The 25,065-nt window shown below is 73.8% G+C and carries 26 protein-coding genes; 15 read left to right on the forward strand and 11 right to left on the reverse strand.

Annotated features, from left to right (window positions below):
* Nucleotides 1-17: 17 nt before the first annotated feature.
* Both ABD644_RS11710 and ABD644_RS11715 read right to left on the reverse strand, forming a co-directional pair.
* Complete coding sequence (locus ABD644_RS11710; RefSeq protein WP_344689054.1) at nt 18-539, reverse strand: hypothetical protein; 522 nt, start codon at nt 537-539, stop codon at nt 18-20.
* 157 nt (nt 540-696) lie between these two features.
* Nucleotides 697-1,002 carry a hypothetical protein gene (locus ABD644_RS11715; protein ID WP_344689056.1) on the reverse strand — a complete coding sequence of 102 codons (306 nt, stop codon included), beginning with the start codon at nt 1,000-1,002 and terminating at the stop codon, nt 697-699.
* Nucleotides 1,003-1,221: 219 nt separating this feature from the next.
* Here ABD644_RS11715 and ABD644_RS11720 point away from each other — a divergent pair, with 219 nt between their 5' ends.
* The 3 genes from ABD644_RS11720 to ABD644_RS11730 all read left to right on the forward strand — a co-directional run bounded on the left by ABD644_RS11720 (nt 1,222) and on the right by ABD644_RS11730 (nt 3,015).
* Nucleotides 1,222-1,680 carry a hypothetical protein gene (locus ABD644_RS11720; protein WP_344689057.1) on the forward strand — a complete coding sequence of 153 codons (459 nt, stop codon included), beginning with the start codon at nt 1,222-1,224 and terminating at the stop codon, nt 1,678-1,680.
* Between the two features lie 78 nt (nt 1,681-1,758).
* Nucleotides 1,759-2,295, forward strand: coding sequence for a hypothetical protein (locus tag ABD644_RS11725; protein ID WP_344689058.1), 537 nt, complete (start codon nt 1,759-1,761; stop codon nt 2,293-2,295).
* Between the two features lie 162 nt (nt 2,296-2,457).
* The gene (locus ABD644_RS11730) at nt 2,458-3,015 is read left to right on the forward strand and encodes an SMI1/KNR4 family protein (protein WP_486303488.1); all 558 of its coding nucleotides are present in this window, start codon (nt 2,458-2,460) and stop codon (nt 3,013-3,015) included.
* Nucleotides 3,016-3,109: 94 nt separating this feature from the next.
* Here the strand turns inward: ABD644_RS11730 and ABD644_RS11735 are convergent, their stop codons facing one another.
* Nucleotides 3,110-4,579, reverse strand: a complete 1,470-nt coding sequence (locus tag ABD644_RS11735; protein ID WP_344689061.1) for an HNH endonuclease signature motif containing protein — start codon at nt 4,577-4,579, stop codon at nt 3,110-3,112.
* 134 nt (nt 4,580-4,713) lie between these two features.
* Between ABD644_RS11735 and ABD644_RS11740 the strand changes: the two genes are divergently transcribed.
* The 4 genes from ABD644_RS11740 to ABD644_RS11755 all read left to right on the forward strand — a co-directional run bounded on the left by ABD644_RS11740 (nt 4,714) and on the right by ABD644_RS11755 (nt 7,499).
* Nucleotides 4,714-5,214: a SixA phosphatase family protein gene (locus tag ABD644_RS11740; RefSeq protein WP_344689062.1), complete on the forward strand. Its 501-nt coding sequence runs from the start codon at nt 4,714-4,716 to the stop codon at nt 5,212-5,214.
* An 82-nt stretch (nt 5,215-5,296) separates the two neighbouring features.
* Nucleotides 5,297-6,070, forward strand: coding sequence for a sulfite exporter TauE/SafE family protein (locus ABD644_RS11745; protein WP_344689063.1), 774 nt, complete (start codon nt 5,297-5,299; stop codon nt 6,068-6,070).
* Nucleotides 6,071-6,124: 54 nt separating this feature from the next.
* Nucleotides 6,125-6,529, forward strand: coding sequence for a response regulator (locus tag ABD644_RS11750; protein ID WP_344689064.1), 405 nt, complete (start codon nt 6,125-6,127; stop codon nt 6,527-6,529).
* 28 nt (nt 6,530-6,557) lie between these two features.
* Nucleotides 6,558-7,499, forward strand: a complete 942-nt coding sequence (locus tag ABD644_RS11755; protein WP_344689065.1) for a prenyltransferase/squalene oxidase repeat-containing protein — start codon at nt 6,558-6,560, stop codon at nt 7,497-7,499.
* A gap of 9 nt (nt 7,500-7,508) precedes the next feature.
* Here ABD644_RS11755 and ABD644_RS11760 read toward each other — a convergent pair whose 3' ends face one another.
* The 4 genes from ABD644_RS11760 to ABD644_RS11775 all read right to left on the reverse strand — a co-directional run bounded on the left by ABD644_RS11760 (nt 7,509) and on the right by ABD644_RS11775 (nt 11,665).
* Nucleotides 7,509-8,063 (reverse strand): hypothetical protein, encoded by a 555-nt coding sequence (locus ABD644_RS11760; RefSeq protein ID WP_344689066.1) that lies wholly within the window; start codon nt 8,061-8,063, stop codon nt 7,509-7,511.
* A gap of 203 nt (nt 8,064-8,266) precedes the next feature.
* Entirely contained in the window at nt 8,267-8,977 is a 711-nt protein-coding gene (locus ABD644_RS11765) for an HNH endonuclease family protein (RefSeq protein WP_344689067.1), read from the reverse strand.
* 49 nt (nt 8,978-9,026) lie between these two features.
* The gene (locus ABD644_RS11770; protein ID WP_344689069.1) at nt 9,027-10,697 is read right to left on the reverse strand and encodes an alpha-amylase family protein; all 1,671 of its coding nucleotides are present in this window, start codon (nt 10,695-10,697) and stop codon (nt 9,027-9,029) included.
* Entirely contained in the window at nt 10,694-11,665 is a 972-nt protein-coding gene (locus ABD644_RS11775; protein ID WP_344689070.1) for a TIGR03885 family FMN-dependent LLM class oxidoreductase, read from the reverse strand. The genes ABD644_RS11770 and ABD644_RS11775 overlap by 4 nt, the downstream gene beginning before the upstream one ends.
* A 250-nt stretch (nt 11,666-11,915) precedes the next feature.
* Here ABD644_RS11775 and hrpB point away from each other — a divergent pair, with 250 nt between their 5' ends.
* From hrpB to ABD644_RS11800, 5 genes are all read left to right on the forward strand, one after another.
* Nucleotides 11,916-14,393 (forward strand): ATP-dependent helicase HrpB, encoded by a 2,478-nt coding sequence (gene hrpB, locus ABD644_RS11780; protein ID WP_344689071.1) that lies wholly within the window; start codon nt 11,916-11,918, stop codon nt 14,391-14,393.
* A 37-nt stretch (nt 14,394-14,430) separates the two neighbouring features.
* Nucleotides 14,431-16,269, forward strand: a complete 1,839-nt coding sequence (gene malQ / locus ABD644_RS11785; protein ID WP_344689072.1) for a 4-alpha-glucanotransferase — start codon at nt 14,431-14,433, stop codon at nt 16,267-16,269.
* A gap of 71 nt (nt 16,270-16,340) precedes the next feature.
* On the forward strand, nt 16,341-16,634 hold the full coding sequence (locus ABD644_RS11790) for a hypothetical protein (protein ID WP_344689073.1): 294 nt from the start codon (nt 16,341-16,343) through the stop codon (nt 16,632-16,634).
* 68 nt (nt 16,635-16,702) lie between these two features.
* Nucleotides 16,703-16,903: a hypothetical protein gene (locus ABD644_RS11795; protein WP_344689074.1), complete on the forward strand. Its 201-nt coding sequence runs from the start codon at nt 16,703-16,705 to the stop codon at nt 16,901-16,903.
* Between the two features lie 49 nt (nt 16,904-16,952).
* Entirely contained in the window at nt 16,953-17,738 is a 786-nt protein-coding gene (locus ABD644_RS11800) for a DUF998 domain-containing protein (RefSeq protein ID WP_344689075.1), read from the forward strand.
* Nucleotides 17,739-17,745: 7 nt separating this feature from the next.
* Here the strand turns inward: ABD644_RS11800 and ABD644_RS11805 are convergent, their stop codons facing one another.
* Nucleotides 17,746-18,747, reverse strand: coding sequence for an Acg family FMN-binding oxidoreductase (locus ABD644_RS11805; RefSeq protein ID WP_344689076.1), 1,002 nt, complete (start codon nt 18,745-18,747; stop codon nt 17,746-17,748).
* A gap of 110 nt (nt 18,748-18,857) precedes the next feature.
* Here ABD644_RS11805 and ABD644_RS11810 point away from each other — a divergent pair, with 110 nt between their 5' ends.
* Nucleotides 18,858-19,313 (forward strand): pyridoxamine 5'-phosphate oxidase family protein, encoded by a 456-nt coding sequence (locus ABD644_RS11810; RefSeq protein WP_344689077.1) that lies wholly within the window; start codon nt 18,858-18,860, stop codon nt 19,311-19,313.
* 36 nt (nt 19,314-19,349) lie between these two features.
* Here the strand turns inward: ABD644_RS11810 and ABD644_RS11815 are convergent, their stop codons facing one another.
* The 3 genes from ABD644_RS11815 to ABD644_RS11825 form a co-directional block, all read right to left on the reverse strand.
* Nucleotides 19,350-20,579, reverse strand: coding sequence for an amidohydrolase family protein (locus tag ABD644_RS11815; protein WP_344689078.1), 1,230 nt, complete (start codon nt 20,577-20,579; stop codon nt 19,350-19,352).
* Nucleotides 20,580-20,645: 66 nt separating this feature from the next.
* Nucleotides 20,646-21,602 carry a DMT family transporter gene (locus tag ABD644_RS11820; RefSeq protein ID WP_344689079.1) on the reverse strand — a complete coding sequence of 319 codons (957 nt, stop codon included), beginning with the start codon at nt 21,600-21,602 and terminating at the stop codon, nt 20,646-20,648.
* A 107-nt stretch (nt 21,603-21,709) separates the two neighbouring features.
* Nucleotides 21,710-22,456 (reverse strand): SDR family oxidoreductase, encoded by a 747-nt coding sequence (locus tag ABD644_RS11825; RefSeq protein WP_344689080.1) that lies wholly within the window; start codon nt 22,454-22,456, stop codon nt 21,710-21,712.
* Nucleotides 22,457-22,514: 58 nt separating this feature from the next.
* Between ABD644_RS11825 and ABD644_RS11830 the strand changes: the two genes are divergently transcribed.
* Together ABD644_RS11830 and ABD644_RS11835 are read left to right on the forward strand one after the other, a co-directional pair.
* Complete coding sequence (locus ABD644_RS11830) at nt 22,515-23,465, forward strand: alpha/beta fold hydrolase (protein WP_344689082.1); 951 nt, start codon at nt 22,515-22,517, stop codon at nt 23,463-23,465.
* Between the two features lie 15 nt (nt 23,466-23,480).
* Nucleotides 23,481-25,040, forward strand: a complete 1,560-nt coding sequence (locus ABD644_RS11835; RefSeq protein ID WP_344689083.1) for a helix-turn-helix domain-containing protein — start codon at nt 23,481-23,483, stop codon at nt 25,038-25,040.
* Nucleotides 25,041-25,065 lie beyond the last annotated feature (25 nt).

Consider the following 25,065-nt stretch of genomic DNA (forward strand, 5'->3'; position numbering starts at 1 on the left):
TGTCCTAGAAGGCGGCTTTAGGGCGAGCCGATCTCGTTGCTCGTGTCGCCTGCGGCGTCTGATTCCAGGGCCCTCGCCGCGTCCTGCGCCGTCAGCTCGCCGCTAGCTACCAGCTTGTCCGCGAATGACCGTGCGTCCTCGAAGCCGTGGTTCGCCGCGAAGTCACGGATCAGGCGTTGCATGTACCTGCTCATCCACGCGCGGGGATCAGCGTCACATGCGCTCAGTTCCTCCAGCCAGCTCTGCAAGCCCCGCGAAACGTCCGCTGCGGTGACGAGAAAGGGAGCCTCCGGATCGTCGACGTGAACGGGTGTGTCCGCTCCCGGCTCTCCCCGCCGGTCGGCAGTGACAAGATCGACTGCCTGAAGAAACAACAGCCCTTGGATCACCAACTCCTCGTCGGGGGTGCTGTCCTCCAGCCTTTCTTCCGCCCACCTCGAGATCTCGGAACGGGTACGGCGGCCAGCCTCAAGATCGCCCCAGCGTTCCTGCACCTGGGCCCGCAGATTGGACGCGTCGGAGCCAGCTCCGTGTTGCATGCAGTCAGGATCGCATCGGCACGGTGTCGTGGTGCTGATCCCGCCCCGCACCTGTCCTTAAATGGGCAGCTCCGAGGCGCTTGAACGTCCCGCGGAAGAACTCGAGCCGCAGCCTTCTCGCCGAGGACAGGTGGGGGGGGTCTACTTCCTGCCATGCCTAGCAGTACTCGTGAATGACTAGGAGATGCTCCGAGGCGTCGTTCTTGAACTCGGATCCGACGAAGTCGGAGTTGGGATACTTGGCCATCAAGTCTTGCGCCGACGCTAGGAAGGCTTCTCGCTCACCGGACGGCACCTCTGTGGCGTGCCCCAGATAGTCGTGAAGCACGCGAACGGCAGGGTCGCGCATCAACTTCCGCAGCCGCTTCTCATCGACGTGGGTTACGCCGCGCCGACGCCAGATAGTCCCGTCGGCGTCAGTGAACTCGGCAACGCGGGCGAGGTTCAAGATCGGTTCGGTCATTCTGGCGGATGACCCGGGCACGGGACTGGCGAGTGACTCGTTGAATTTGTCACTGCGAACGACTCGGTCTCGACCCATGTGCTCACGGTAAGCCGACTCAACCGCAGAGGGCTCAGGTGTCCCGTAGTGGGCCGCTCAAGGACACACGGCGGGTTAGGGACACTTCGTATCCCTTTCCCTCGCTGGTCGGGAGACGAGCCGTCGATAGCCTCCGTCGCTGTGAGAGAAGAGTCGGACGGCCTGCTGCTTCGGTACGAGGACCGCGACACCGACGGAACCGGTGAGCTGCGGGTTGAGGCGAAGTACCGCCAATTCTCCGGAGCATCGTCGGCCTGGTTCAGTGACAACGAGCTGCTGAGGTTCGCTGAGCAGCTGTTGACCCACCCGCTCGGTGACGCTCAGCTCCACATCAGCGGCGGCACCGGATCGGACGACACCTTCGAGATGCACGTCGGCTTGACGGTCGCGCTGGGGATGCGGGGGCAGGTCGCGGTAGTGGCGCACCTAGCGACTCCGACCAATCCCGAAATCAATCCGGGGTCATCGCGCAGCCAAGCTCGCGTGGAGGTCCTGACTTCATACGGCGGCCTCCAGCGGTTCTCGGCAGAACTACGACAGCTGGTCGCGGGAACCGCGGATGAGGCCCGGCTCGAGGCCGTGACGCCAGCCCAGGACTGAGACCAGACGCTGCCCATCGGCGGTAGTGGCGTCCCTAAATGGGCCGCTATGGGGCATCAAGCGAGCGAGGATGTTCCGGTGCCCGAGATCACCGAGAGCGGCGACGGGCAGGATGGCGTCACGGCCGAGTTGCACGGACTGGCCAAGTCATCGCATCCGGAAGATCGAGCCGCGGCCGGCCGACAACTTGCGCCAAGGGCCGGCTCCGATCAGGTCGACGAGCTGCTGCTCGAGCTACTCCTCGACCAGTCCAACACGTTCGTGACCTACGAGACCGCAGAAGCCCTCCTTGAACGCCGTACGCCCCAGGCAGCGCGGGTCGTCGCGAAAGCGGTCGCCCTAGCCGACCCGCGAGACCTGCCGATCGAATGGCTCGGCGACGCAGTGAACGACGTCTGGCTCCAGAAGACAGACGACGTCCGAACGGCCACCTCCATCACCGTCGAGCTGTGCTCGGACCCGGATGCCACCGTTCGCGACGGCGCGGAGAAGCTGCGTGTTCGCATCGAGTCGGGTGATTGGCCGCGTTCACATGAGCCGCCGTCGGCAGACAGAGGAAGCTGGCGGTCACGCCTGATGAGGCGGACGCGACGGCGGCGTCCAAATGCCCCGTAGAGGGCAGCTCAGGGACACAACGTCGCTCCAATGCAGGCGCACGAGTGAGACGACGAGTCCCGGCTACGTTCCCCGCATGTCCGATCTCGACCGAGTCTATTGGCAGCGTGGAGGGCGACCGCCTGGTTCCACGAGCCAGGGCCGCCGGGGTCGCCCGGCGACTTGGAGTCCGTCGAGGATGCGGTCCAAAGGCGCCTGCCGGGGGGGCTCCGGGAGCTGTACCTGCGACACGACGGGGGCTCGTGGCTCGGTGGCGACCTGGCCTTGTTGCCGTTGCTGAACGGGGACGACCTCAGTGTCGCGCGCGCCTGGGCGGCTCATCGGGAATGGAATTGGCCGGTTCCGGAGGAGGTCGCGATCTTCGGAAGTGATGGTGGCGGAGACCCGCTTGGCCTATGGCTGCCGGCTGCCGCTGCCCGGCCGGTCGTGGTGAGGATCGGTGCGCTCTTCGAGCCCGGATGCATGGGCGTGGTCGGAGAAGACCTCAACGCCTTCCTGCGAGCCTGGACCGCCTACTACCTCCTCCCAGACCGGAAAGTGGTCACCCCGGGGCTCGACGCGCTTGAGCTGCCCGAACACCTGAGGGCCGACGACCCCGACGACGAGACTTTGGCGCAGATCATCGAGTGGGCAAGCCCGTCCCTCAAGGGCTCAATGACCGATCCCTACGAGGCCGAGCTGACCGCCGACGACGTGCGTCGAATCGCTTCGGACGGCTGACTGACGGCGGTGTCCCTCAATGGGCCGCTCAAGGACAGACAGGCGGCGCTATACGTCGCACTCACGGCCGTACCCCAGGTCGAGGTCGTACTAGCTAAAACGGCGGTGGGTGGTCGTCGGGTTGGTCCGGTGGTGGTTCGGGTGGGGGTCTGCGCAGGCCCGGTGGCCGGGTGGTGCGGGTGATCCCGGAGGGGGTGGTGACGTGCAGGGTGCCGTCGGGCTCCATCACGAACTGCCAGCCGCGGGCGAAGGTCTTCAGCCGGTGATGCGACCGGCACAGGCAGCACAGGTTGGTGCAGGCGGTCGGCCCGCCGCAGGAGTGCGCGACGACGTGGTCCAGGTCGGCCCAGCCGACCCGTTGCCCGCAGTTGGGCATCCGGCAGGTGCGGTCCCGGGTCTTGGTGAAGGTCTGCTGCCGGTCGGTGGGCTGGTAGCCGTGGGTGGCGCCGGGCGCGCCGAGCACCGGGCAGGCACAGTCCTCGCCGGGATGCTGCACGCAGCCCTTCGTGGCCACCCGCAGCAGCTCGGCCACCGTGGTGGTGGCCAGCAGCCGGCCACCGCCGTCGGTGATCGCGAACGTCAGGCTGCCACCGTCGGGGGCGGTCAGGCCCAGCGCGCCGATCCGGGCGAGCAGCTCGCGGGCGTGCCCGGCGGTGATCACCAGCCCGTCCACCGACCCCGCCCGCGCGGAACCACCCTCCAGGGAATCGAGGGTGGCGGTGATGGTCAGCTGCGCGGCCACGCCGGGCTGGCCGTGCCCGCCGGGGCGGCGCAACAGCAGCGAGAACAGCTCGGTGCGGACCGCAGCGATCGGCCGCTCGTCGCCGTCGGCCTTGGCCAGCCGAGCGAGCTGGTCGATGACCGCGTAGGCCTCCGCGGCCTCATCGGCGGACAGTTCCGCGCCCAGGGTGGCCATGCCGTCGGCGCCGGGCTGCAGGAACACGTCCGCCGTCTGCTTGGCCCGCTCGCGGCGCTGGTCGGCGGCGGGAGCGTCCAGCTCGGCCAGCAGCTCCAGCGCGCGGGCCCGCAGCCGGGCCACCGACAGGTCCACCGCCTCGGGCAGCAGGATCGCCTCCACCGCCCGGGCCAGCTCCGGGCGGGTGGAGCCGAGCACGTCGGCCAGCGCGCCCGCCCGCGCCACATCCAGCTCGCCGGCCGCCAGCGCCGCGTAGGTGGCGGGCAGGTTCTCCCGCCACGCCAGCGCCCGGTGATGCAGATGCCTCGCGGTACCGCGGCCCCGGTTGAGCACCAGCGCCAGCTCCCCGGCGAAGAACTCACTCACCCCGGAAGCCTCGCCGTCGGCGGCCGACCAGCCCGGCGCGCGCGCCCCCGGGCTGCCGGCCTCGGGGTCGTCGTCGTCGGGGGTCAGCTCGGCCAGCCGCAGGATCAGGTCCGCCTCGTAGGCGGCGTCCATCGCCTGCCGCCGCTGACGGCGGGCCAGCTCCGCGGCCGCCTGCCGCTTCGACAACAGCCCCACCGGCAGCTGCGGCGGATCGACCGGCTGGCCCAACGACCAGTCGATCAGCACGCCCTCGAAAGTCGAGGAGCCAGAGATCCGAGACACACCGACACGCTATGGCGGGGGTACGACATTTCCGCCGCTAGGAGCGGGGCACCGAATGTCTGCGGCATGGACGACGTGGGACGGGTGGTCTGCATGGGCGTCTGCGCAGGCCCGCCGGGTGCGAGACTCGGGCGATGGTGCCGCGCCGACTCGTGCTGATCCGCCACGCCAAGGCCGCCGGTGGCGCGGTCGACGCCGACCGGCCGCCCACCGAGGGCGGCACGCGGCAGGCCGCGGCGATCGGCCCGTGGCTGGAGCAGGCCGGGCTCGTGCCCGACCGCGTGCTCGTCTCGCCTGCGCGGCGTGCTGCCCAGACATGGGAAGCGGCGGCGCCGACATCGGCCGCGCGGCCGACCACCGAGCCGCGCATCTACGACAACACCGTCGAGGCGCTGCTCGCCGCGATCCGGGAAACCCCGGACGACGTGTCGACGCTGGCGCTGGTCGGTCACAACCCGTCGATCGGCGAGCTCGCCCACGCCCTCGACGACGGGCAGGGCAGCCCCGCCGCCCGGCAGGCGCTCGACGCCGGCTTCCCGACCGGTGCGGTCGCGGTCTTCGTGGTCGGCGGGTCGTTCGGCGAGCTCGAGCCGGGCGGGGCGAGGGTGAGCGACTTCGCGCGTCCGGAAGGCTGAGCGCGCTCCGGTGTGACCTGATCCACGCGGCCGCGCCCAGCCCCCGGGCCACGGCCCGTGTCAGGCTCGACGCGATGAGCGCATGACCGTCCTCGAGTTCGCCCTGCTCGTGCTCGCCGGAATCGGCGCGGGGCTCACCGGCAGCATCGCCGGGCTGGCCTCGCTGGTCAGCTACCCCGCGCTGCTGGCCACCGGCCTCCCGCCGGTGACCGCGAACGTCACCAACACCGTCGCGCTGGTGCTCAACAGCGTCGGCTCGGTCAGCGCCTCGCAGCCCGAGCTGCGCCGGCAGGGACGCCGCCTGCTGCCGCTCGGCGTGGCCGCGGTCCTGGGCGGGGCCGCCGGGGCCGTGCTCCTGCTGCTGACGCCGTCCGAGGCGTTCGAGAAGCTCGTGCCGTGGCTGATCGGCGCCGCAGCGCTGGCCATCTTCCTGCAGCGGCCACCCGCCGAGCTGGCCCTGGCGGGCGAGCGCGAGCAGGCCGCCCATCCGCACGGCGACCCGCGCTGGCTGCCGCTGGGCACGTTCGTCATCTCGATCTATGGCGGCTACTTCGGCGCGGCCGCCGGCGTGCTCATGCTGGCGATGTTCCTGCTGGGCACCGGCGAGGGCCTCCCCCGCGGGAACGCCATGAAGAACGTCATCCTCGGCGTGGCCAACTCGGTGGCCGCCCTCGGGTACGTGTTCTTCGCGTCGGTCGCGTGGTCCGCAGCGCTGCCCCTCGCGATCGGCTGCCTGCTCGGCAGCGCGGCCGGCCCGTGGGTGGTGCGCCGCGCGCCGCAGGCCGCGCTGCGCCGCGTCATCGCCCTCGCGGGCCTCGGCCTCGCGATCCACCTGGGCATCCAGGCCTACACCTGACCGCCGCCGGGACGTCGGCCCCGGCTCTTGCGCGCTGCCCTACTGTTCCGACCCATGGGCGAGTCGGGCAGCGACCGCGACATCCGGGTGCTCGTCGTCGACGACCACCCGCTGGTCCGGACGACGCTGGCCGAGCTGCTGGCCGAGGAGGCCGACCTCACCGTCGTGGGTGAGTGCGACGACGGCTCCCAGGTCGTGGAGGCCACCGCGCGACTGCGCCCCGACGTCGTCTGCATGGACGTCTCGATGCCGGTCATGGACGGCCTGACCGCCGCCGGGGCACTGCGCGCGGCACGGTCGGACGTGCGGATCATCCTGTTCACCAGCGGCCCGGCGGACCACCCCGTGGTCGCCGCCGCGGGCGCCGACGCCCTCGTGCCGAAGACGGCGCGACCCGATGCGCTGCTGCAGTGCCTGCGCGCGGTCGCCGCCGGGGCGGACTGCCCCTACTGCCTGTGACGTGCCGCGTCACTAGGCTCCCCGTCCCATGACGGTGCTCGACTGGCTGCTCGACTCCGATCCCGCGATCCGCTGGCAGGCGCTGCGGGACTTCGCCGACGCGCCGGCCGACATCGTGGCCGCCGAGCGGGCGCGGGTGGCCACCGAGGGATGGGGTGCCCGGATGCTGTCGCTGCGGGACCCGGATGGCCAGTGGGCCGGCGGCGCGTGCTTCCCGGCCACCGGATGGTCCGGTGAGGGTGGCCAGCCGTGGACGTCGACCCTGCCCACGCTGGTGCTGCTCCGCGACCTCGGGCTGGACCCGGCCTCGACGCAGGCCCGGGAGACGGTCGCGCTGGTGCGGGAGAACTGCCGATGGGAGTACGACGGCTCCCCGTTCTTCGACGGGGAGGTCGAGGCGTGCATCAACGGGCGGACCGTCGCCGTCGGGGCCTACTTCGGCGCGGACGTCGACGGGATCGTGCAGCGGCTCCTCGACGACCAGCTCGACGACGGCGGGTGGAACTGCTGGACCGAGGAGGGCTCGACCCGCTCGTCGTTCGACTCGACGATCAACGTGCTCGAGGGGCTCCTCGCGCACGAGCGGGCGGGGGGCGGCAGTCCGCAGATCACCGCGGCCCGACGTCGCGGCGAGGAGTACCTGCTCGAACGGTCGCTGTTCCGGCGCAGGAGCACCGGCGACGTGGTCTTGCCCGGCTACCTGGCGTTCTCGTTCCCGCCCCGGTGGCACTACGACGTGCTCCGTGCCCTCGACTACTTCCGGGACGCCGGGGGCGCCCCGGACGAACGGATGGCCGAGGCGGTCGCGCTCGTGCGGGACCGACAGCAACCGGACGGCACCTGGCTGCTGGAGGACACGCACCCTGGCGCCGTGCACTTCCCCCTCGAGGACGGCGACGGGCGGCCCAGCCGCTGGAACACCCTGCGGGCCCTGCGCGTGCTCCGGTGGCATCAGCGATCGTCGGGCTGATGCCGCCCGTCAGCCGCGGCTGACGTACGCCGCCAGGAACAGCACGAAGGCGCTGACCAGGACCGTCAGCCGGGCGGGGGTCACGCCGTGCAGCAGGCCGGCGGTCGCCTCGGCCCGGGCCGGTCGCACGAGGGCCTCCCGGGCGCCATGCCGCACCATGCGCACCTCGTCGGCGAGCAGCGTGCCCGAGACACCGAGCAGACCGAGGCCGACGACGACCAGCGCGAGGGCCAGCCTGTCCTCGAAGCTCTCCGCCGAGCCCGCGAGCGCCAGCACGATCACCACCCCGGCGACCAGGCCGAGCACGCCGCCGGCCACGGGGGCCCACGGCCCGAGCAGCGTCAGGGGGCCGCGGCGGGGCCTGCGGGGCGACGGACGCACCGTGACCGGCGCCGTCGGCTGCACACCGCCCGCGGTCTCGGGGGCCGGCTCGGACGAGACCGGGCTCACCGACTGTTCGGGTGCCGCGGGCGGGGTGGTGGCGGCGGTCGCGCCGTCGCCGCCGATGACGATCGGCATCGTGCCGGGGTTGGCCGTGGAGACGGTTCCGTTGCGTTCACTCATCGTTGATCACCTCGCCCGTCACGCTAGGCGCGGTGGCCCCACCGGTCTGGGACGCCGCCCCGGTGGCCCGCACACGCAGAGTGATGCCGCGCCGGGGGTGCGGCGACCGGCCGGGCAGACTGTGCGCGTGCTCACGATCGGCGCGGGCGCCGGGGGCGACGCCCGCCCCCGGTGATCCGTCGCGGTCCTCATGGCCCGGCCGGTCAGCAGGTAGCCAGCAGGTCTTCCAGCGCGTCGGACTCGGCCGGGCTCACGCTCAGCGCGTAGCGGCTCTTCACCGTGATCACGACGGTGGCGTACGAGCAGGCGTAGGCCGGATCCGGGGGCACCCACTCGTCGGCGGTCGAGTCGCCCTTGGCCGAGTTCTGCTCCCGCGTCGTGGCCATCAGGTTGCCCAGGTCGTTGGCGAAGACGGCCCGCTCGTCCGTCGTCCACAAGGCCGCGCCCTGCACCCACGCGGCGGCGAGGGGCACCACGTGGTCGACCGGCACCTCGGCCGCGTCGGCCTTGACGAACGGAACCGTCGCCCCGGTGTACGGGTCGACCAGGACCCCGGCGACGACGACGCAGCCCTGCGTCCCCTCCCGCACCTCGACCTCAGCGAGGTCGCGGTGCAGCACGTCGTTGCGCTGGTCGCAGCCGTTGCGGTCGACGTCGGCCCAGGCCGGCCCGAATACGCAGCCCTCGCCGTCGCCGCAGCCCCGCTCGTACCCGTCGAGGGAGGTCTTCTCCTCCACCGGGAGTGCCACGAGCGCCGCCGCGGCGGCCGCCGGGTCGAGCGTTCCCTCCGGGACGTCGCCCTGGCCCACCGACGCCGCAGGAGCCGGCGGACCGGACTCGATCTGCCACTCGAACTCGCAGCCGGTGAGGGCGAACAGGACGGCGAGCAGCGCGACGACGGCGGAACGGGGCACACGCCGACGCTACGAGCGGCCACCGACGGTTCCGGGGACCGACACCCGTTCAGACCAGACGGCGGCTGTCCTGGGCGACCACGCGCAGCCAGCGGTAGCCGTAGCCCTCCAGCGGGATCTCGACCGTGCCCTTGTCCGACACCGGCGTGCTGCCGGTCTGCAGCAGGTCCACGAGCCGGTGCGAGGAGTCGCACCCCTCCAGCGTCAGCGGCACCGAGCGGGGCTCCGCGCAGAGGTTGTGCAGGGCCACCAGTGAGCCGTCGTCCCAGGTGGTCAGGTGGGCGAGCACCTCCGGGCACGGGTGCTCCAGCACGGTGAACTCCCCCCAGCCGAGCTCGGGTGACTCCCGGTACCGGCGGACCAGCAGCTTCATGAACGACAGCAGCGAGTCCGGGTCGTTGCGCTGGTCGGCGACGTTGACGAACTCGGGGGCGAAGCCGCCGGTGACCACGGGGCCGGGCAGCTTGCGCGGAGGCGCCGGGGAGAAGCCGCCGTTGCGACCGGAGGTCCACTGCATCGGCGTGCGGACGGCGAGGCGCCCCTCGGCGTCGAGGTCCTCCCCCATGCCGATCTCCTCGCCGTAGAAGAGCACCGGGGTGCCCGGCAGCGAGAACAGCAGGCTGTAGACGCAGCGCACCCGCCGCGGGTCGCCGTCCAGCATCGGCGGCAGCCGCCGGCGAAGGCCTCGGCCGTAGACCTGCATCCGCTCCTCGGGTCCGAAGGCGGCGAACACCTCGGCGCGCTCGGCGTCGGAGAGCTTGTCGAGGGTGAGTTCGTCGTGGTTGCGCACGAAGGTGGCCCATTGCGAGTCGGGGTGCAGGGCCGGGCGCCCGGTGAGCGCCGTGACCAGCGGGCCGGCGTCGGCGCGGGCCAGCGCCAGGTACAGCGCCTGCATGCCGATGAAGTCGAACTGCATGGTCAGCTCGTCGCCGTCGGCGCCGCCGAAGAACTCCAGCTGCTGGTCGAAGGGCAGGTTCACCTCCCCCAGGAGCACCCCCGCGCCCGACCGGCGGCCGACCAGCGAGCGCAGCGCCCGGAGGTAGTCGTGCGGCTCCGGGAGCGCCGCGCCGTCGGTACCCGCCGTCTCCAGGAAGAACGGGACGGCGTCCACCCGGAAGCCGTCGAGGCCCAGCTGCAGCCAGAAGCCCATGATCTTGGCGACCTCGTCGCGCACCCGCGGATTGGTGACGTCGAGGTCGGGCTGCTCCTTGTAGAAGCGGTGCAGGTACCACTCCCCTGTCTTCTCCGACAGCGTCCAGATGCTGTCCTCCTGGTCGGGGAAGACGACCTGGTCCGAGGTGTCCGGCGGCGGGTCGGAGCGCCAGACGTAGAAGTCGCGGAACGGCGAGTCCTTGCTCTGCTCCGCCGACCGGAACCACGGGTGCTTGCGCGACGTGTGGTTGACGACGAGGTCGGCGATCACCCGCATCCCCCGGTCCTTCGCCGTCCGGATGACCTCGACCAGGTCACCGTGCGTGCCCAGCCGCGGGTCGACGCCGTAGAAGTCGGTGATGTCGTAGCCGTCGTCGCGCTCGGCGGTCGGGTAGAAGGGCATCAGCCACAGGCAGGTGACGCCGAGGTCGGCGAGGTGGTCGATGCGCTGGGCGAGGCCGGCGAAGTCGCCGATGCCGTCGCCGTTCCAGTCCATGTAGGTCTCGACGTCGAGGCAGTAGACGACGGCGTTCTTCCACCAGAGATCGCTGGTGTCGGTGATCCTCATATCGGCATCTCGACCTCGAACTGCGGCAGCACGTGCTCCCCGAAGGCGTCGAGGAAGGCCCGTTGCTCCTGGCCGACGTGGTGCAGGTAGATCTCCTCGAAGCCGAGCTCGGCGTACTCGGCCAGCCAGGCAGCGTGCTGCCCGAGGTCGGCCGAGACGTTGACCACCGTCGCGACGTCGCCCGCTGTGACGTGCTCGCTGGCGGCATCGAACGCCTCGGCGGTGTCGAGGTCCCAGCACACCGGCGGCGGGAAGACGTTGCTCCGCCACTGGTCGAAGGCGAGGTCCGCGGCCCGGTCGGGATCGGGGTCGTAGGACAGGTGCACCTGGACGGCGAGCTTCCCGCGGCCGCCGGCGTCCCGGTAGGCGGCGATCATCTCGCGCAGCTTGTCGTGCGGCTGGTTCACGGTGACCAGGCCGTCGGCCCACTCCGCGCCGGCGCGGGCGGTGGCCACGCTGACCGCCGGGCAGATGAGCGCGGGCTGGATCTCGGGGAGGGTCCAGAGCCGCGCCCGGTCGACGTGCACCAGGCCGTCGTGGCTGACCTCCTCGCCGGCCAGCAGGGCCCGGATGACGTCGACGCACTCCCGCAGCCGGGCGTCCCGGAGCTCCTTGCGCGGCCAGCCCTGCCCGGTGATGTGCTCGTTGGACGCCTCGCCGCTGCCGAGCGCGATCCAGAACCGGCCAGGGAACATCGCGCCGAGCGTCGCGACCGCCTGGGCGACGATCGCCGGGTGGTAGCGCTGCCCGGGCGCGTTCACCGCCCCGAACGGCAACGACGTCGTCGCGAGGGCCGCACCCAGCCACGAGAAGCCGAACGCCGACTGTCCCTGCCGGGTGCTCCACGGCGAGAAGTGGTCGGAGCTCATCGCCGCGGTGAAGCCCACCTCCTCGGCGTGCTGCACGGCCTTCAGCAGCTCCGTGGGGTGCACCTGCTCGTGCGAGTTGTGGAATCCGATCACCGGCATCCGTCATGCCTACCGAGGTCGGGTGGATGCGGCCACCTCAGCCCAGGCCAGCGAGAGGCCGCCAGCGTGACGCCGAACCCGATGAGCGTCGTCCCGGTGACCCCGTCGACGGCCCGGACGGTCCTGGAACGGCGGAGCCGGGCGCCCAGCGCGGAGGCCAGCGCGATAGCACGTCGTAGGCGAGCTGGGAGGCGGTCAGCAGCGCCGAGACCCCCACGGGCCAGGAGGGCAGCAGGCGAGACTGGTCCCCGTGCTTCCACCGCCCGGGACGCCGGGGACCGACCTCCCGGTCCGCTCCGCCCTGCCCGCGCTGGCGGACGCGCTGTCGGCCCGGGGGTCCGCCGTGCTCGTGGCCCCGCCCGGCACCGGGAAGACGACGCTCGTCCCCCTCGCCCTGGCCGGCGCCCTGGCGGGGCGCATCGTCGTCGCCGAGCCGCGCCGGGTGGCCGCCCGGGCGGCCGCCCGCCGGATGGCCTCGCTGCTGGGTGAGGCCGTGGGTGGGCGGGTCGGTTACAGCGTCCGCGGCGACAGCAGGCGCAGCGCCGCGACCCGCATCGAGGTGGTCACGACCGGCCTGCTCGTCCGTCGGCTGCAGGCCGACCCGGAGCTGTCCGGGGTCGACGCCGTCGTCCTCGACGAGTGCCACGAGCGACACCTGGACACCGACCTGGCGCTCGCCTTCTGTCTCGACGTCCGGGCGGCGCTGCGCCCGGACCTGCAGCTGCTCGCCATGTCGGCCACGGCCCAGGCGCAGCAGCTGGCCACGTTGCTCGGCGGGGACGGCGACGCGGCCCCGGTCGTCGAGGCCACCGGCGCGCTGCACGACGTGGACGTCGTCTGGGCCCCGCCGTCCTCGCCGGTCGACCCACCGCACGGCATCCGGGTAGACCCCCGGTTGCTCGATCACGTCGCCGCGACGGTCCGCCGGGCGCTGGGCGAGCAGACGGGCGACGTGCTGGTCTTCCTGCCCGGTGCCGGAGAGATCGGCACCGTCGCCGGGCGGCTGAGCGGGGTCGACGCCGACGTGCTGCCGCTGCACGGCCGGCTCCCGGCCGGGGCGCAGGACGCCGCGCTCCAGGCCGGGCTCCGCCGCCGGGTCGTCCTGTCCACCGCGCTCGCCGAGAGCAGTCTCACCGTGCCGGGCGTTCGCGTCGCCGTCGACGCCGGTCTCTCCCGGGTCCCGCGGGCCGACCTGTCCCGCGGGCTGGGTTCGCTGGTCACCGTGCGCGCCTCGCGGGCAGCAGTCACCCAGCGCGCCGGCCGGGCAGGCCGGGAGGGACCGGGCGCGGTCTACCGCTGCTGGACCGCCGCCGAGCACGACCGGCTCCCCACGCACGACGAGCCGGAGGTCGCCACCGCCGACCTCACCGCCTTCGCGCTCGAGCTGGCCTGCTGGGGAGCGCCCGGCGGCCGCGGCCTGGCCCTTCTCGACCCTCCGCCGGCGGCGGCGATGACCGTGGCCGAGCAGACCCTGCGGAGCCTCGGCGCGGTCGACGACGAGGGCCGCGTGACCGCACGAGGGCGGGCGCTGACCGCCGTCGGCGTGCACCCACGCCTGGCCCGCGCACTGCTCGACGGCGCCCCGCTGGTCGGCCGCCGACGGGCGGCCGAGGTCGTCGCCCTGCTCTCCGGTGACACGTCCTTCCGCAGTGACGATCTCGGCGCTGTCTGGCGGAGCCTGCGCGAGGGCGCGGACCGTGGGGCCACCGCCCGCTGGCGGGAGGAGGTGGCCCGGCTCGTGCGTGCCGCCGCCGACGCCCCGCCCCCGCGCCTGCCAGACGACACCGCCGCCGGGCTGGTGGTCGGACTGGCGCACCCCGAGCGGCTCGCCCGGCGCCGGCCGGGCACGACCGGCACCTACCTCATGGCCGCCGGAACAGGCGCCGAGCTCTCCCCCGGGACGGCGCTGGCCGGGGCGCCGTGGCTGGCGATCGCCGTCGCCGACCGGTCCCCCGGCCGCCGTGACGCGCGGGTGCGCTCGGCCGTCGCGATCGACGAGGCGACCGCCCTGGAGGCCGGCGCTGCTCTCCACGTGGAGCGCGACGAGGTGGCTTGGCGCAACGGCGACGTGGCCGGCGCGCGCGTGGAGCGGCTGGGCGCGATCGTGCTGGCCGAGCGGCCGCTGCGCGATCCGGACCCGGCCGAGGTGGCCGGCGCCGTCGCCGAGGGCCTGCGCCTCGAGGGGCTCGGGCTGCTGCACTGGACGCCTGCCGCGCGCCAGCTCCGCGCTCGGCTGGCGGCGGCTCACGCCGGGCTCGGCGATCCGTGGCCGGCCGTTGACGACGACGTGCTGCTGGCCGCGATCGACGTGTCGGGTGCCCGCAGCCGCGCCGACCTCACCCGCCTGGACGTCGTCGCCGCCTTGCGCGCGCTCGTCCCGTGGCAGGTCGCCGGCGAGCTCGACGACGTCGTGCCCGAGCGGGTCGAGGTGCCCACGGGCTCCCGGATCCGGGTCGACTACTCCGATCCGGACGTCCCCACGCTCTCGGTGCGGGTGCAAGAGGTGTTCGGCTGGGCTCAGGCACCCTTGATCGCCGGACGTCCGCTCCGGTTGCAGCTGCTCTCCCCCGCCCAGCGGGTCGTCGCCACGACCGCGGACCTCTCCGGGTTCTGGGCCACCGGGTACCCCGCCGTCCGCAGCGAGCTGCGCGGCCGTTACCCCCGGCACCCGTGGCCGGAGGACCCCGCAGTGGCATCCGCCACGAAGCGGGCCCGACCGCGGCCCTGAGGCTGCAGGCTTTCCCCGGCGCGGCGAGGATCGCCCGGTGACACATGCGCGGACGACCGACGAATGGGGCATCGACGCCACCTGGCTCGACGCCCTCGACGAGGAGCACGAGGTCGCCGAGGCGACGATCGAGAGGCTGCGGGCGGTCATCGGCCGTCCACCGGCCGACCTCGACGACCGGGCACCGATCGTGGCCCGCCCCGGCGACGTCCTCGAGGTCGACCGGGCCTCAGTCGTCTGCGAGGACGGCGAGGTCCGGCACGTCGACGGCGCGCTGCCCGACGACTTCCCCCTCGGCTACCACTGGCTGCAGACGCCGGAGGGACGGCGCCGGCGGCTGATCGTCTCCCCCGGCCGCTGCTGGCTGCCCGAGGGGCTGCGCGCCTGGGGCTGGGCCGTGCAGCTCTACGCGACCCGCAGCCGGCAGAGCTGGGGCATCGGCGACCTCGCCGACCTGCGCGCGGTGCGCCGGATGGCCGCCGACCAGGGTGCCGGTTTCCTGCTGATCAATCCCCTGCACGCCGTCGCGCCCATCGCCCAGCAGGAGGCCAGCCCCTACCTGCCCGCCACGCGGCGCTTCCGGAACCCGATCTACCTGCGGGTCTCCGAGGTGCCCGGGGCCGAGGGCGTCGACCTCGAGGAGGACGCCGGCCGTGCGCTGTCGGCCGGTGCGCTGATCGACCGCGACGCGATCTGGGCCCGCAAGCGCGAGGTGCTCATGCGGATCTTCTTCGCCCACGGCGGCGGCGAGGCGTTCGGCCGCTGGCGGGCGGAGCAGGGGCAGCCGCTCCAGGACTGGGCGATCTGGGCGGCGATCACCGAGGAGCACGGCGCCGACTGGCACGCGTGGCCGGCCGAGCTCCGGCGCCCCGGGAGCCCCGCCCTCGACGCCTACGTCGAGCGGCACGGCGCCGTCGTCGCCTTCCACGCCTGGCTGCAGTGGGCGCTGGAGCTGCAGTTCACCGCCGCCACCGACGGGATGACCGTCATCCAGGACCTGCCGATCGGCTTCGCCGGCGGCGGGGCCGACGCCTGGACGTGGCAGGACGTCCTCGCCGAGGGGGTGAGCGTCGGCGCGCCACCGGACGCGTTCAACTCCCACGGCCAGGACTGGGGCTCCCCGCCGCTGATCCCGTGGCGGCTTCGCGACGCCGACTACGAGCCGTTCGTCCAGTCGATCCGCGCCACCATCGCCGGCGCCGGTGGGCTGCGGATCGACCACGTCATGGGCTTGTTCCGGCTGTGGTGGGTGCCCTCCGACGGGACGGCTGCCGACGGCGCCTACGTGCGCTACCCGGCCGAGGACCTGCTCGACATCGTCGCCCTGGAGAGCCACCGCGCGCAGGCGCTCGTCGTCGGCGAGGACCTCGGCACCGTCGAGGACGGCGTCCGGGAGGCCATGGCCGAGCACGGCGTGCTGTCCTACCGGCTGCTGTGGTTCGAGGACGACGACCCGGCCGAGTGGCCCGCCGCGTCGATGGCCGCGATCACCACCCACGACCTGCCCACGGTCGCCGGGCTGTGGACCGGCTCGGACGTCGAGGAGCAGCGGGAGCACGGCACGGGCACCGACGAGGAGCTCGAACGCGGCCGGGCGTCGCTGCTGGCCCACCTGCCGGGGCTCCCCGAGGGCGCCCCGGCCGCCGCGGCGGTGGAGCGGGCGCACGAGTTGCTGGCGCGGGCCCCCGCGACGCTGCTGTCGGCGACGCTCGACGACGCCGTCGGCGAGGTCCGGAGGCCCAACATGCCGGGGACGACGGACCGGCCGAACTGGTCCCTGCCGCTCCCGGTCGCCGTCGAGGACCTGCCGGACCACCCGCTCGTGCAGGCGGTCACCCGGACGCTCGGCGACGCCGTGGGCGGCGGACGGGGCTGACGCCACGCCGGACGCTGATCCGTCGAACACACGTTCGACAGACGTGCGACACTGCTCCGGTGGCCGGCGGCATGACTCCTGGACGCGGCGGTCGCTCCCTCGGTGAGCGGGCCGCCGCCTCCGGCCTCCGCGTGGAGGCACCGGAGCCGGGCCCCGCCTACGCCGCGGCCGGCGACGGCGGGGAGGGCCGGCACTGCTGGGTGCGCGACCCGCCCGAGGCGGCCGGCGTGTGGCCGGGCCTGCTGGTGGAGTGGCGGCAGCGGGGCGGCGCGTGGCAGGGCCGGGTCGCCTACACGGTGACCGGACCGCACGGCCCGGCGCTCGTGGAGTCGTGGCTGCCGGCCGCCCGGCTCGAGCCGCGCTGATCACGGTTGGCGGGGTCGCCGGCGGGCTATGCCCTCGACGACGCATCCCCTTCCGGACGGAGTCCCCCATGACCGCCCCGAACGACGGCCCGACCCTCGACGACGTCATCGTGCCCGAGGAGCACCCGACGCCGGACCGGACGCAGCACGCCAAGGACCCGCACCCGAGCGACGAGGTGCTCGAGCACCGCACGGAGCACGAGCGCCAGATGGTCGGGTCCGATGACGCGAACCCGGCCGGAGCCGACGAGCACGCGGCCACCGATTAGCCGGCGACCGCCACCGGCCTCCGGTGGCGGCCCCGACCGGCCTGCGACGATGGCGCCCGTGATTGCCCACCGGCTGCGCTGGGGCGCCCTCGCCTGGCTGCTGACCCTCCAGTTCTTCGTCGTCGAGACCGTGGTGCAGGTCCGGTTCGGGGGCGGGTACTCGCGGTCCGCCGATGTCATCAGCGCGCTGGGAGGTTCGACCTCGCCGGCGGCCCAGCTGATGAACGCCTCGTTCGTGGCGCAGGCGGCGCTGATCCTGGCCGGGGCGGTGGCGCTGCGCCCGCTGTTGCGCGGGACCGCCGGGCGCATCGCCGTCGGGCTGCTCGCCCTGGCCGCCGTCGGAGTGCTGCTGGTCGGCGTGTTCCCCCTCGACGGCAACGTGACCGCGCACCGCGCCGGGGCCGTGCTCTACCTCGTCGGCGGCGGCCTCGGGCTGATCGCGCTCGCGTACACCCTCCGCCCCCGCTCGGAGCTGGTCGGCACGGCCCTGGCGGTCCTCGGCCTGATCGGGACCGCGGGCACCGTGTTCTTCCTGACCGGAGTGACGTCGTTCCTGGGCGAGGGCGGCACCGAGCGGGCGGCCGCCTACGTGCTGCCGATCGCCCTGGCCCTGGCCGGCGCGACGCTCTGGCGGTCCGGGGCCGACCCGGCCGCTGCGACCGCGGCCCGCGACGAGCGGCTCGCGGCCCGGGCACGGGCCCGCGAGGAGAAGGCCGAGCAGGACCGGCTGCGCGACGAGGCGCTGGAGGCGGCCGCCCGTCGCCACGAGGCGACCCGCGAGCAGGAGACCGCCGACGACGACCACTGGTCGACCAGGGTGCGCCCCGGCGACTGACGGGGGCTCAGCCGAAGTCGAGCACCTCGGCGACCGGCCGGCGGCCACTGACCGCGCCGTCGGGCAGGTCCGGCGGGTACCCCATCCGCAGCAGCATCTGCGGGTGGCCCACCAGCGAGAGCCGGGACTGCAGCCGCGAGCGGGTGGACGGCCAGTCCAGCGCCTGGGTCAGCGGCGACGCCGCGACGCCGTCCACGGTGACGATCAGCAGCGCGCGGGCCAGCGCACGGCCGGCCATCAGCCAGTCGTCCCGGTCGTCCTCGTCGGTGCCCAGCAGCACGACGGCGGGCCGCTCGACCTCCGGCGGCGGCGCGTCCGGGTCCTGGCCGGGCAGGAAGTCGGCGCGCTCCCGGCTGCCCACCACGAAGTCGCGGATGAGCCAGTTGGACGGGCGCGCCTGCGGGTCGTCGGAGGGCACGGCCTCGACCGGGACACCGTCGACGGCGCCGGGCTCCGTGCGCATCCAGCTCTCGAGCTCGGCGAGGTAGGCCGGGTCGCTCTGCTCGATCTCCTCGGCCCGGGAGAGGAGGAAGACGGTGGCGACCTCCTCCTCCTCGCGCGTGATCGGCTTGACCCACGTGCCGAACCGCCCCGCCTCGACCTGGATCCGGTCGATCAGCTCCTGGGGCACCGCCCGGGGCAGGAACGGCGCGCGGACCGTGTGGCGGCGCTCGATCGCCGTCGCCAAGGCGGCGTCGTCGGCTCCGGTCGCCGCCGCGCCGGTCACCCGCAGGACGGCGAGGTGGTCGGGGTCGCCCGGATCCGGCAGCAGGTCCACCTCGGCGGCCTTCCCCTGGGCGGCGAGGGCGACGACGGCGAACTCGACGGCGATGCCGCAGCTGATGACCTGCTGGCGCGCGGTGGGGTCGAGCACCGGCAGGGCGCGGCCGGGGTCGAAGAACACGTCCAGCCGGTCGGCGGTCGCGCGGAACCGCCACGGCTGCGTGTTGTGGATCGACGGCGCCCGCGTCGCGGCCGCGACCACCTGCGCCCAGTCCTGCTGCTCCACCGCCACACCCCCTGCTCCAAGGTCTGCGCCGCGTCCGGGACGCCGCGCTGCTGCCTACCTTCTCAGCCTTCCCTACTGCGCACTCGGCGGGCACTGGCCAGGATGGGGCCATGACCAACGGTGGCTCGGACCCGACGATGAACGTGCTCCCGACCGAGGAGTGCTACCGCCTCCTCGCAACGCACGAGATCGGGCGCATCGGGGTCGTGGCCGACCACTATCCGCTGATCCTCCCGGTCAACTACCGCCTCGACGGCACGACGGTGGTGATCCGGACGCACGCCGGCACGATCCTGCACGCCGCCGAGCACGCCAACGTCACCTTCGAGGTCGACGAGGTCGACCGGGCCGCGCGCAGCGGCTGGAGCGTGCTGATCCGCGGCCAGGCCGAGGAGGTGACCGAGGCGCACCGCGCGGAGCTCGTGGCCAGCACCGAGGAGAGCGGCGTCCAGCCGTGGGCGCCGGGCGACAAGGGGCACTGGCTCCGGCTGATCACCCACGAGATCTCCGGACGGCGGATCGTCCCCGGCGAGCTGCCGGCGCTGGACCCCCGCGCCTACCTCTGACCGGCGGCCGGGCGGCCCCGCCCGCACCCGCCCGGCTCACGCATCCGCCCCGGCGACGACCCGGCCGGCGCGGAGAACGGCCCGGGGCGCCGCGTGGCGCGCCAGCAGGTCCACCGTGCGCTGTGCGTCGTGCACCAGGAGGTCGGCCGGGCCGCCCTCGCGCAGCCCGTAGGACCCGAGCCCGAGCACGCGGGCGGCCGAGGTCGTGACCAGGTCGACGAGCACCTCCTGCTGCGGCGCCGAGCGCATGTCCAGCAGGTGCGCGGCCAGGAAGGCCACCTCGAGCAGGCTGTGCCGGCCGAAGGGGTAGTACGCGTCCTCGATGTCGTCCTGCCCGAGCGCCACCGCCACCCCCGCCGCCAGTGCCCGCTCGACCGGGAGCGCCACCGAGCCGGTGTGCGGGTCGCTGACCAGGCCCAGCCCGGCCTCGCGGGCCAGGTCGAGCACCGCGGTCAGCCGCTCCTCGGGATAGTGGCCCAGCGCCCGGGCGTGGCAGGCGACCCCGCGACCGGTCAGCCCGTGCCGCAGCATGGCCTCGGCGAGCATGCCCGTCGTCCCGAGGGACGGGTCGGGCGCGTCGTCGGTCAGCATGGCCACCCGGCGGCCGAGCCGGGCGGCCAGCGCGCACGCCCACTCCACGTGGGCCTGCTGGTCGGCGACGGACTCCTCGATCCACGGGATGCCGCCGACGACGTCGGCCCCGGCGGCGAGCGCCTGCTCGACGAGGTCCGCGGCGCCCGGGTCGCGCAGCACGCCGTCCTGCGGGAAGGCCACGAGCGCGACGTCGACCCGGCCGGCGAACTCGCGGCGGGCGAGGTCGACCGCCTCGAACCCGACCAGGCCCGCCGCGGTGTCGACGTCGGCGAAGGCCTGGACGTGCAGGACGCCGTGGGTCAGGCCGTCCTGCAGCGCCTGCCGGATGTTCGGCAGCAGCCGCTCGACGGTGTAGTGCCGCTTGACGGCGCTGGCCAGGTCGATGCTGCGCGCGGAGCCGGCCATGCCGTCGGCCGTGTAGGCCCGGAGCGCCTCGTCGCCGATCAGCGGCAGCGTGCGCACCTTGTCCAGGTGCAGGTGGGCGTCGACGAAGGGCTCGGTGACCAGCCCGCCGCCGGCGTCGATCCGGGTCGCCCCGCCGGGTACGTGCAGGGCGTCCGCCGGCACCATCGCGGTGACGAGCCCCCCGGCACAGTGGACGTCGACGACCCGGCCGTCGCGCAGCCGGGCGCCGGTGACGACGAGCGGGCCGGACGCCGATGGATCGGTCACGGCGGAGGTCTAGCGCATCCGCAGCCCGGCGTGCGCGTTCCCGGCCCTCACCCGGTCACGCCGGGCTCAGGCGGTCGGGCCGGCTTCCTGCGCGGCCGGCACCGGTGGCCGCACCCGAGCGCGGCGACGGGACAGCGCCACACCCGCCAGGCAGACGACGCCGCCGAGCAGTGCCAGCGCCGGGGGGACCTCGTCGAGCAGCAGCCAGCCGAGCAGGATCACCAGGGGTGGCACCAGGTAGGTGGTCACCCCCAGCCGCCCGGCGTCCATCCGGCGCAGCGCGTAGGCCCAGGTGCTGAATGCCAGCGCCGTCGGCACCACGCCGAGGTAGACCATGCCGGCGATCGACGCCCCCGAGGCGGCACCCAGCTCCCCGACCAGCACACCGGCCCACGGCAGGCAGCAGGCCGCGCCGATGGCGCAGGCGAGGAAGGTGACCTGGATGCCGGGAAGCCGGCGCAGCACCGGCTTCTGCGCGACCACGCCGCCGGCGTACGCGACGGCGGCCACCACGCAGAGAACGACACCGACCAGGTCGGTCTCGGCGCCCCGCGTCGCCACCCCGATCAGCACCACACCGGCGAACGAGACGCCGATGCCGGCGACCAGCCAGCGCGGGAAGCCCTCCCCCAGCATCAGCCCGGCGAAGACGGCGATGAGGATCGGCCCGATGTTCACCAGCATCGCCGTGGTGCCGGCGTCGAGGTGCTGCTCGGCGGCGTTGAGCGCGACGTTGTAGATGCCGAACCAGCCGACCCCGCAGAAGGCGATGAGCGCCCACTCGCGGCGGGTGGGTTGCACCCAGCCGCCACGCAGCATGAGCAGCGCGAGGACCGCGGAGCCGATGAGCAGCCGGCCGACCGCCAGCGCGCCGGGCGAGAAGTCGCGCCCCACCCCGCGGATCGCGACGAAGGCCGAGGCCCAGGCGAGCAGCGTCACGACGACGGCGAGCACCGTGCGGCCGCCGATGCCGGCCGACGGGGCGGTGCTCGCGGAGGGGACGGGCTGGGTCTGCGTGCTCACGAGCGGACAGTAGGCGGCGGGTACGACGATTCCCGGCGGCTTTCGGCCACGGCACCCAGGTCGACCGTCGCGGTGCGGGAACTGGCAGGACCGACGCGGTGCGGACCTCAGCCGCGCAGGTGCTCGGCGTAGGTCCGCCGTCCCCGGCCGCCGCCCGAGGGCAGCGCGGCGCCCTCCCGCACCGCGGTGCTCATCCGGCCGGGCACCGGCGTGGCCACCACGTGGGCCCCGGACGCCCGCTCCGCCGCCCAGGCCCGCGCCACCTCGGCGGCGGTGAGCTCCTCCGGCCCGCCGAACTCGACCACGTCGCCGGCCGGCTCGGCACCCACCAGCCCGGTGATGTGCTCGGCGACCTCGCCGACGTCGACCGGCTGCAGCCGCCAGCCCATCGGCACCGGCAGGACCGGCCCCTTCCGGGCGGTCTCGAGCAGCGTGTCGACGAAGTCGTGGAACTGGGTGACGCGCAGCAACGTCACCGGTAGGCCGGAGGCCAGCAGCACCTGCTCGGCGGAGAACTTAGCGCGGTAGTAGCTGAACGGGATCCGGTCGACGCCGACGATCGAGACGTAGACCAGGTGCCGCAGCCGATCGCGGTCGACCGCCTGCACCAGGCGCCGCGTGCCGGCGACGTCGACCTGCCACGGGTCGCCCCGCGGATCGCTGGCCGCGTGCACGACGACCTCGGCCCCGGCCAGCGCCGCGGCCAGCCCCTGGCCGGTGGCCAGGTCGGCACGCACGCCACCCGGGCCCGCGCCCCGCCGCGACATCTGCCGGACCGAGTGCCCGGCACCCTGCAGGGGCGCCAGGAGCCGTTGACCGAGATGACCGCTGCCGCCGGTGACCAGTACGTCCACGCCGCCCAGTCTGTCGTGACGCCCCCGCCCGGCACACCCCTTCCGGCAGGATGCGGTCGTGCCCGCCCCCCACCCCCAGACCGAGCCCGACGAATCCGGCCTGCTCGAGGTGGGCGAGGGCAACGCCGTGTACTGGGAGTCGCGCGGCGACCGGGAGGCCCGTCCCGCCGTCGTCGTCCACGGCGGCCCCGGGGCGCCGGCCCGGGGCATGCACCGGCTGCTCGACCCGGCCGTCTACCGGACCGTGGTCATCCACCAGCGCAACTGCGGCCGCAGCACGCCCTCGGCGGCCGATCCGGCGACCGATCTCTCGGCCAACACCACGACCGCCCTGGTCGCGGACATGGAGGCCGTGCGCGAGCACCTCGGCATCGACCGGTGGCTGGTGTTCGGCGCCTCCTGGGGGACGACGCTCGGCCTCGCCTACGCCCAGGCGCATCCCGAGCGCGTCACGGCGATGGTGCTGCTGGCCGTGTGCACGACGACCGCCCGCGAGGTCGAGTGGATCACCCGGGACATGGGGCGGATCTGGCCCGAGGCCTGGGAGCGGTTCCGGGGCGGCGTGCCCGAGGCCGACCGGGACGGCGACCTGGCCGCGGCCTACGCGCGCCTGCTCGAGTCGGGCGACCCCGCCGTCCGGGAGCAGGCGGCACGCGACTGGTGCGCCTGGGAGGACACCCACGTCTCCCTCGACCCGGCCTGGCAGCCCAATCCGAGATTCGCGGACCCGGTCTTCCGGATGGAGTTCACCCGGCTGGTCACGCACTACTGGTCGCACGCCGGGTTCCTCCCCGACGGGGCGCTCCAGCGCGGGGTGGCGCGGTTGTCGGGGATCCCCGCCGTCCTCGTCACCGGCCGGCAGGACGTGAGCGGGCCGCCCGACGTCGCCTGGCAGCTGCACCGCGAGTGGCCGGGCAGCGACCTGGTGATCGTCGAGCAGGGCGGCCACGGCACCGGCTCCGCGGAGGCCCTGGACGCCGCCTTCCACCGATTCGCATCTCACATGTGAGATAGCGTGCCCCGGGTGACGGTCACCGACTCTTCCCTCGACACCACCGACGCCGCCGCCGTGACCCGACGCATCGGCAGCCTGGTGCGCGACGCCCGCCGCCACCGCGGCCTGACCCAGCAGCAGCTGGCCGACCGCCTCGGCACCAGCCAGAGCGCGATCGCCCGCATCGAGCAGGGCAACCAGAACCTGACCCTCGAGCTGCTCGGCCGGCTCTCGGCCGCGCTCGACAGCGAGCTGATCACCCTCGGCCCGACGGGGCCGACCCACCTGCGGGTCACCGGCGGCCGCCCCCTGCAGGGCAGCGTGACGGTGAAGTCGTCGAAGAACGCCGCGGTCGCCCTGCTCTGCGCCTGCCTGCTCAACCGCGGTCGGACGACGCTGCGCAACGTGGCCCGCATCGTCGAGGTGGACCGCATCCTCGATGTGCTGCGCTCGATCGGCGTCTCGGCCACGTGGGACGACGCGGGCCGCGACCTCACCCTCGTCGTCCCGGACGAGCTGGACGTGGCCGGCATCGACGCCGACGCCGCCCGCCGCACGCGCAGCATCATCATGTTCCTGGGCCCGCTGCTGCACCGGGCGGAGGTCTTCGCGCTCCCCTACGCCGGGGGCTGCGACCTCGGCACCCGCACCGTGCAGCCGCACATGATCGCGCTGCGCCCCTTCGGCCTGGACGTGGAGGCCCGGGCGGGCGAGTACCACGCGACGGTGCGACCGACCGGCGCGGCGAGCCGCACCGTCGTCCTGACCGAGCGCGGGGACACCGTCACCGAGAACGCGCTGCTGGCCGCCGCGCGCACCGAGGGCACGACGACGATCCGCAACGCCAGCTCCAACTACATGGTGCAGGACCTCTGCCTGTACCTGCGGCTGCTCGGCGTCGGCATCGAGGGCCTGGGGACGACGACGCTCGTCGTCACCGGGAGCACCGAGTTGGACGCCGACGTCGACTACACGATCAGCGAGGACCCGGTGGAGGCGATGAGCCTGCTCACCGCGGGCATCGTCACCGGCTCCGAGCTCACCGTGCGGCGGGCCCCGGTCGACTTCCTGGAGATCGAGCTGGCCGTGCTCGCCGAGATGGGCCTGCGGTACTCGCTCTCCCCCGAGTACCTCGCCGACAACGGGCACACGCGGTTGGCCGACGTCACGATCTCGCCGTCCACCCTGCAGGCCCCGCTCGACAAGATCCACCCGATGCCGTTCCCGGGCCTCAACATCGACAACCTGCCGTTCTTCGCCGTCATCGCGGCGACGGCGACCGGCTCGACGCTGATCCACGACTGGGTCTACGACAACCGGGCGATCCACCTGTCGGACCTGACGCGGCTGGGCGCCGACGTCCGGCTGCTCGACCCGCACCGCGTGCTGATCGACGGGCCGACGCACTGGTCGAGCGCCGAGGTCGTGTGCCCGCCCGCGCTGCGCCCGGCGGTGTGCATCCTGCTGGCGATGCTGGCGGCCAAGGGCACGTCGGTGCTGCGCAACGTCGACATCATCGCCCGCGGCTACGAGCACCTCTACGAGCGGCTGGTCGAGATGGGCGCCTCGATCGAGGTCTTCCGGGACTGAAAGAGAGGACCCCTGCTCCACCCGA

Origin of the sequence: Blastococcus jejuensis (genome assembly GCF_039534705.1) — a bacterium.
In the GTDB taxonomy this organism is placed as follows: domain Bacteria; phylum Actinomycetota; class Actinomycetes; order Mycobacteriales; family Geodermatophilaceae; genus Blastococcus_B; species Blastococcus_B jejuensis.

Coding starts and splice junctions, on each gene's coding strand:
- ABD644_RS11710 (WP_344689054.1), bottom strand. CDS start 539: ATGCAACACGGAGCTGGCTCCGACGCGTCCAATCTGCGGGCCCAGGTG.
- ABD644_RS11715 (WP_344689056.1), bottom strand. CDS start 1,002: ATGACCGAACCGATCTTGAACCTCGCCCGCGTTGCCGAGTTCACTGAC.
- ABD644_RS11740 (WP_344689062.1), top strand. CDS start 4,714: ATGGTGCCGCGCCGACTCGTGCTGATCCGCCACGCCAAGGCCGCCGGT.
- ABD644_RS11745 (WP_344689063.1), top strand. CDS start 5,297: ATGACCGTCCTCGAGTTCGCCCTGCTCGTGCTCGCCGGAATCGGCGCG.
- ABD644_RS11750 (WP_344689064.1), top strand. CDS start 6,125: ATGGGCGAGTCGGGCAGCGACCGCGACATCCGGGTGCTCGTCGTCGAC.
- ABD644_RS11755 (WP_344689065.1), top strand. CDS start 6,558: ATGACGGTGCTCGACTGGCTGCTCGACTCCGATCCCGCGATCCGCTGG.
- ABD644_RS11760 (WP_344689066.1), bottom strand. CDS start 8,063: ATGAGTGAACGCAACGGAACCGTCTCCACGGCCAACCCCGGCACGATG.
- ABD644_RS11770 (WP_344689069.1), bottom strand. CDS start 10,697: ATGAGGATCACCGACACCAGCGATCTCTGGTGGAAGAACGCCGTCGTC.
- ABD644_RS11775 (WP_344689070.1), bottom strand. CDS start 11,665: ATGCCGGTGATCGGATTCCACAACTCGCACGAGCAGGTGCACCCCACG.
- ABD644_RS11790 (WP_344689073.1), top strand. CDS start 16,341: ATGACTCCTGGACGCGGCGGTCGCTCCCTCGGTGAGCGGGCCGCCGCC.
- ABD644_RS11795 (WP_344689074.1), top strand. CDS start 16,703: ATGACCGCCCCGAACGACGGCCCGACCCTCGACGACGTCATCGTGCCC.
- ABD644_RS11800 (WP_344689075.1), top strand. CDS start 16,953: ATGGCGCCCGTGATTGCCCACCGGCTGCGCTGGGGCGCCCTCGCCTGG.
- ABD644_RS11810 (WP_344689077.1), top strand. CDS start 18,858: ATGACCAACGGTGGCTCGGACCCGACGATGAACGTGCTCCCGACCGAG.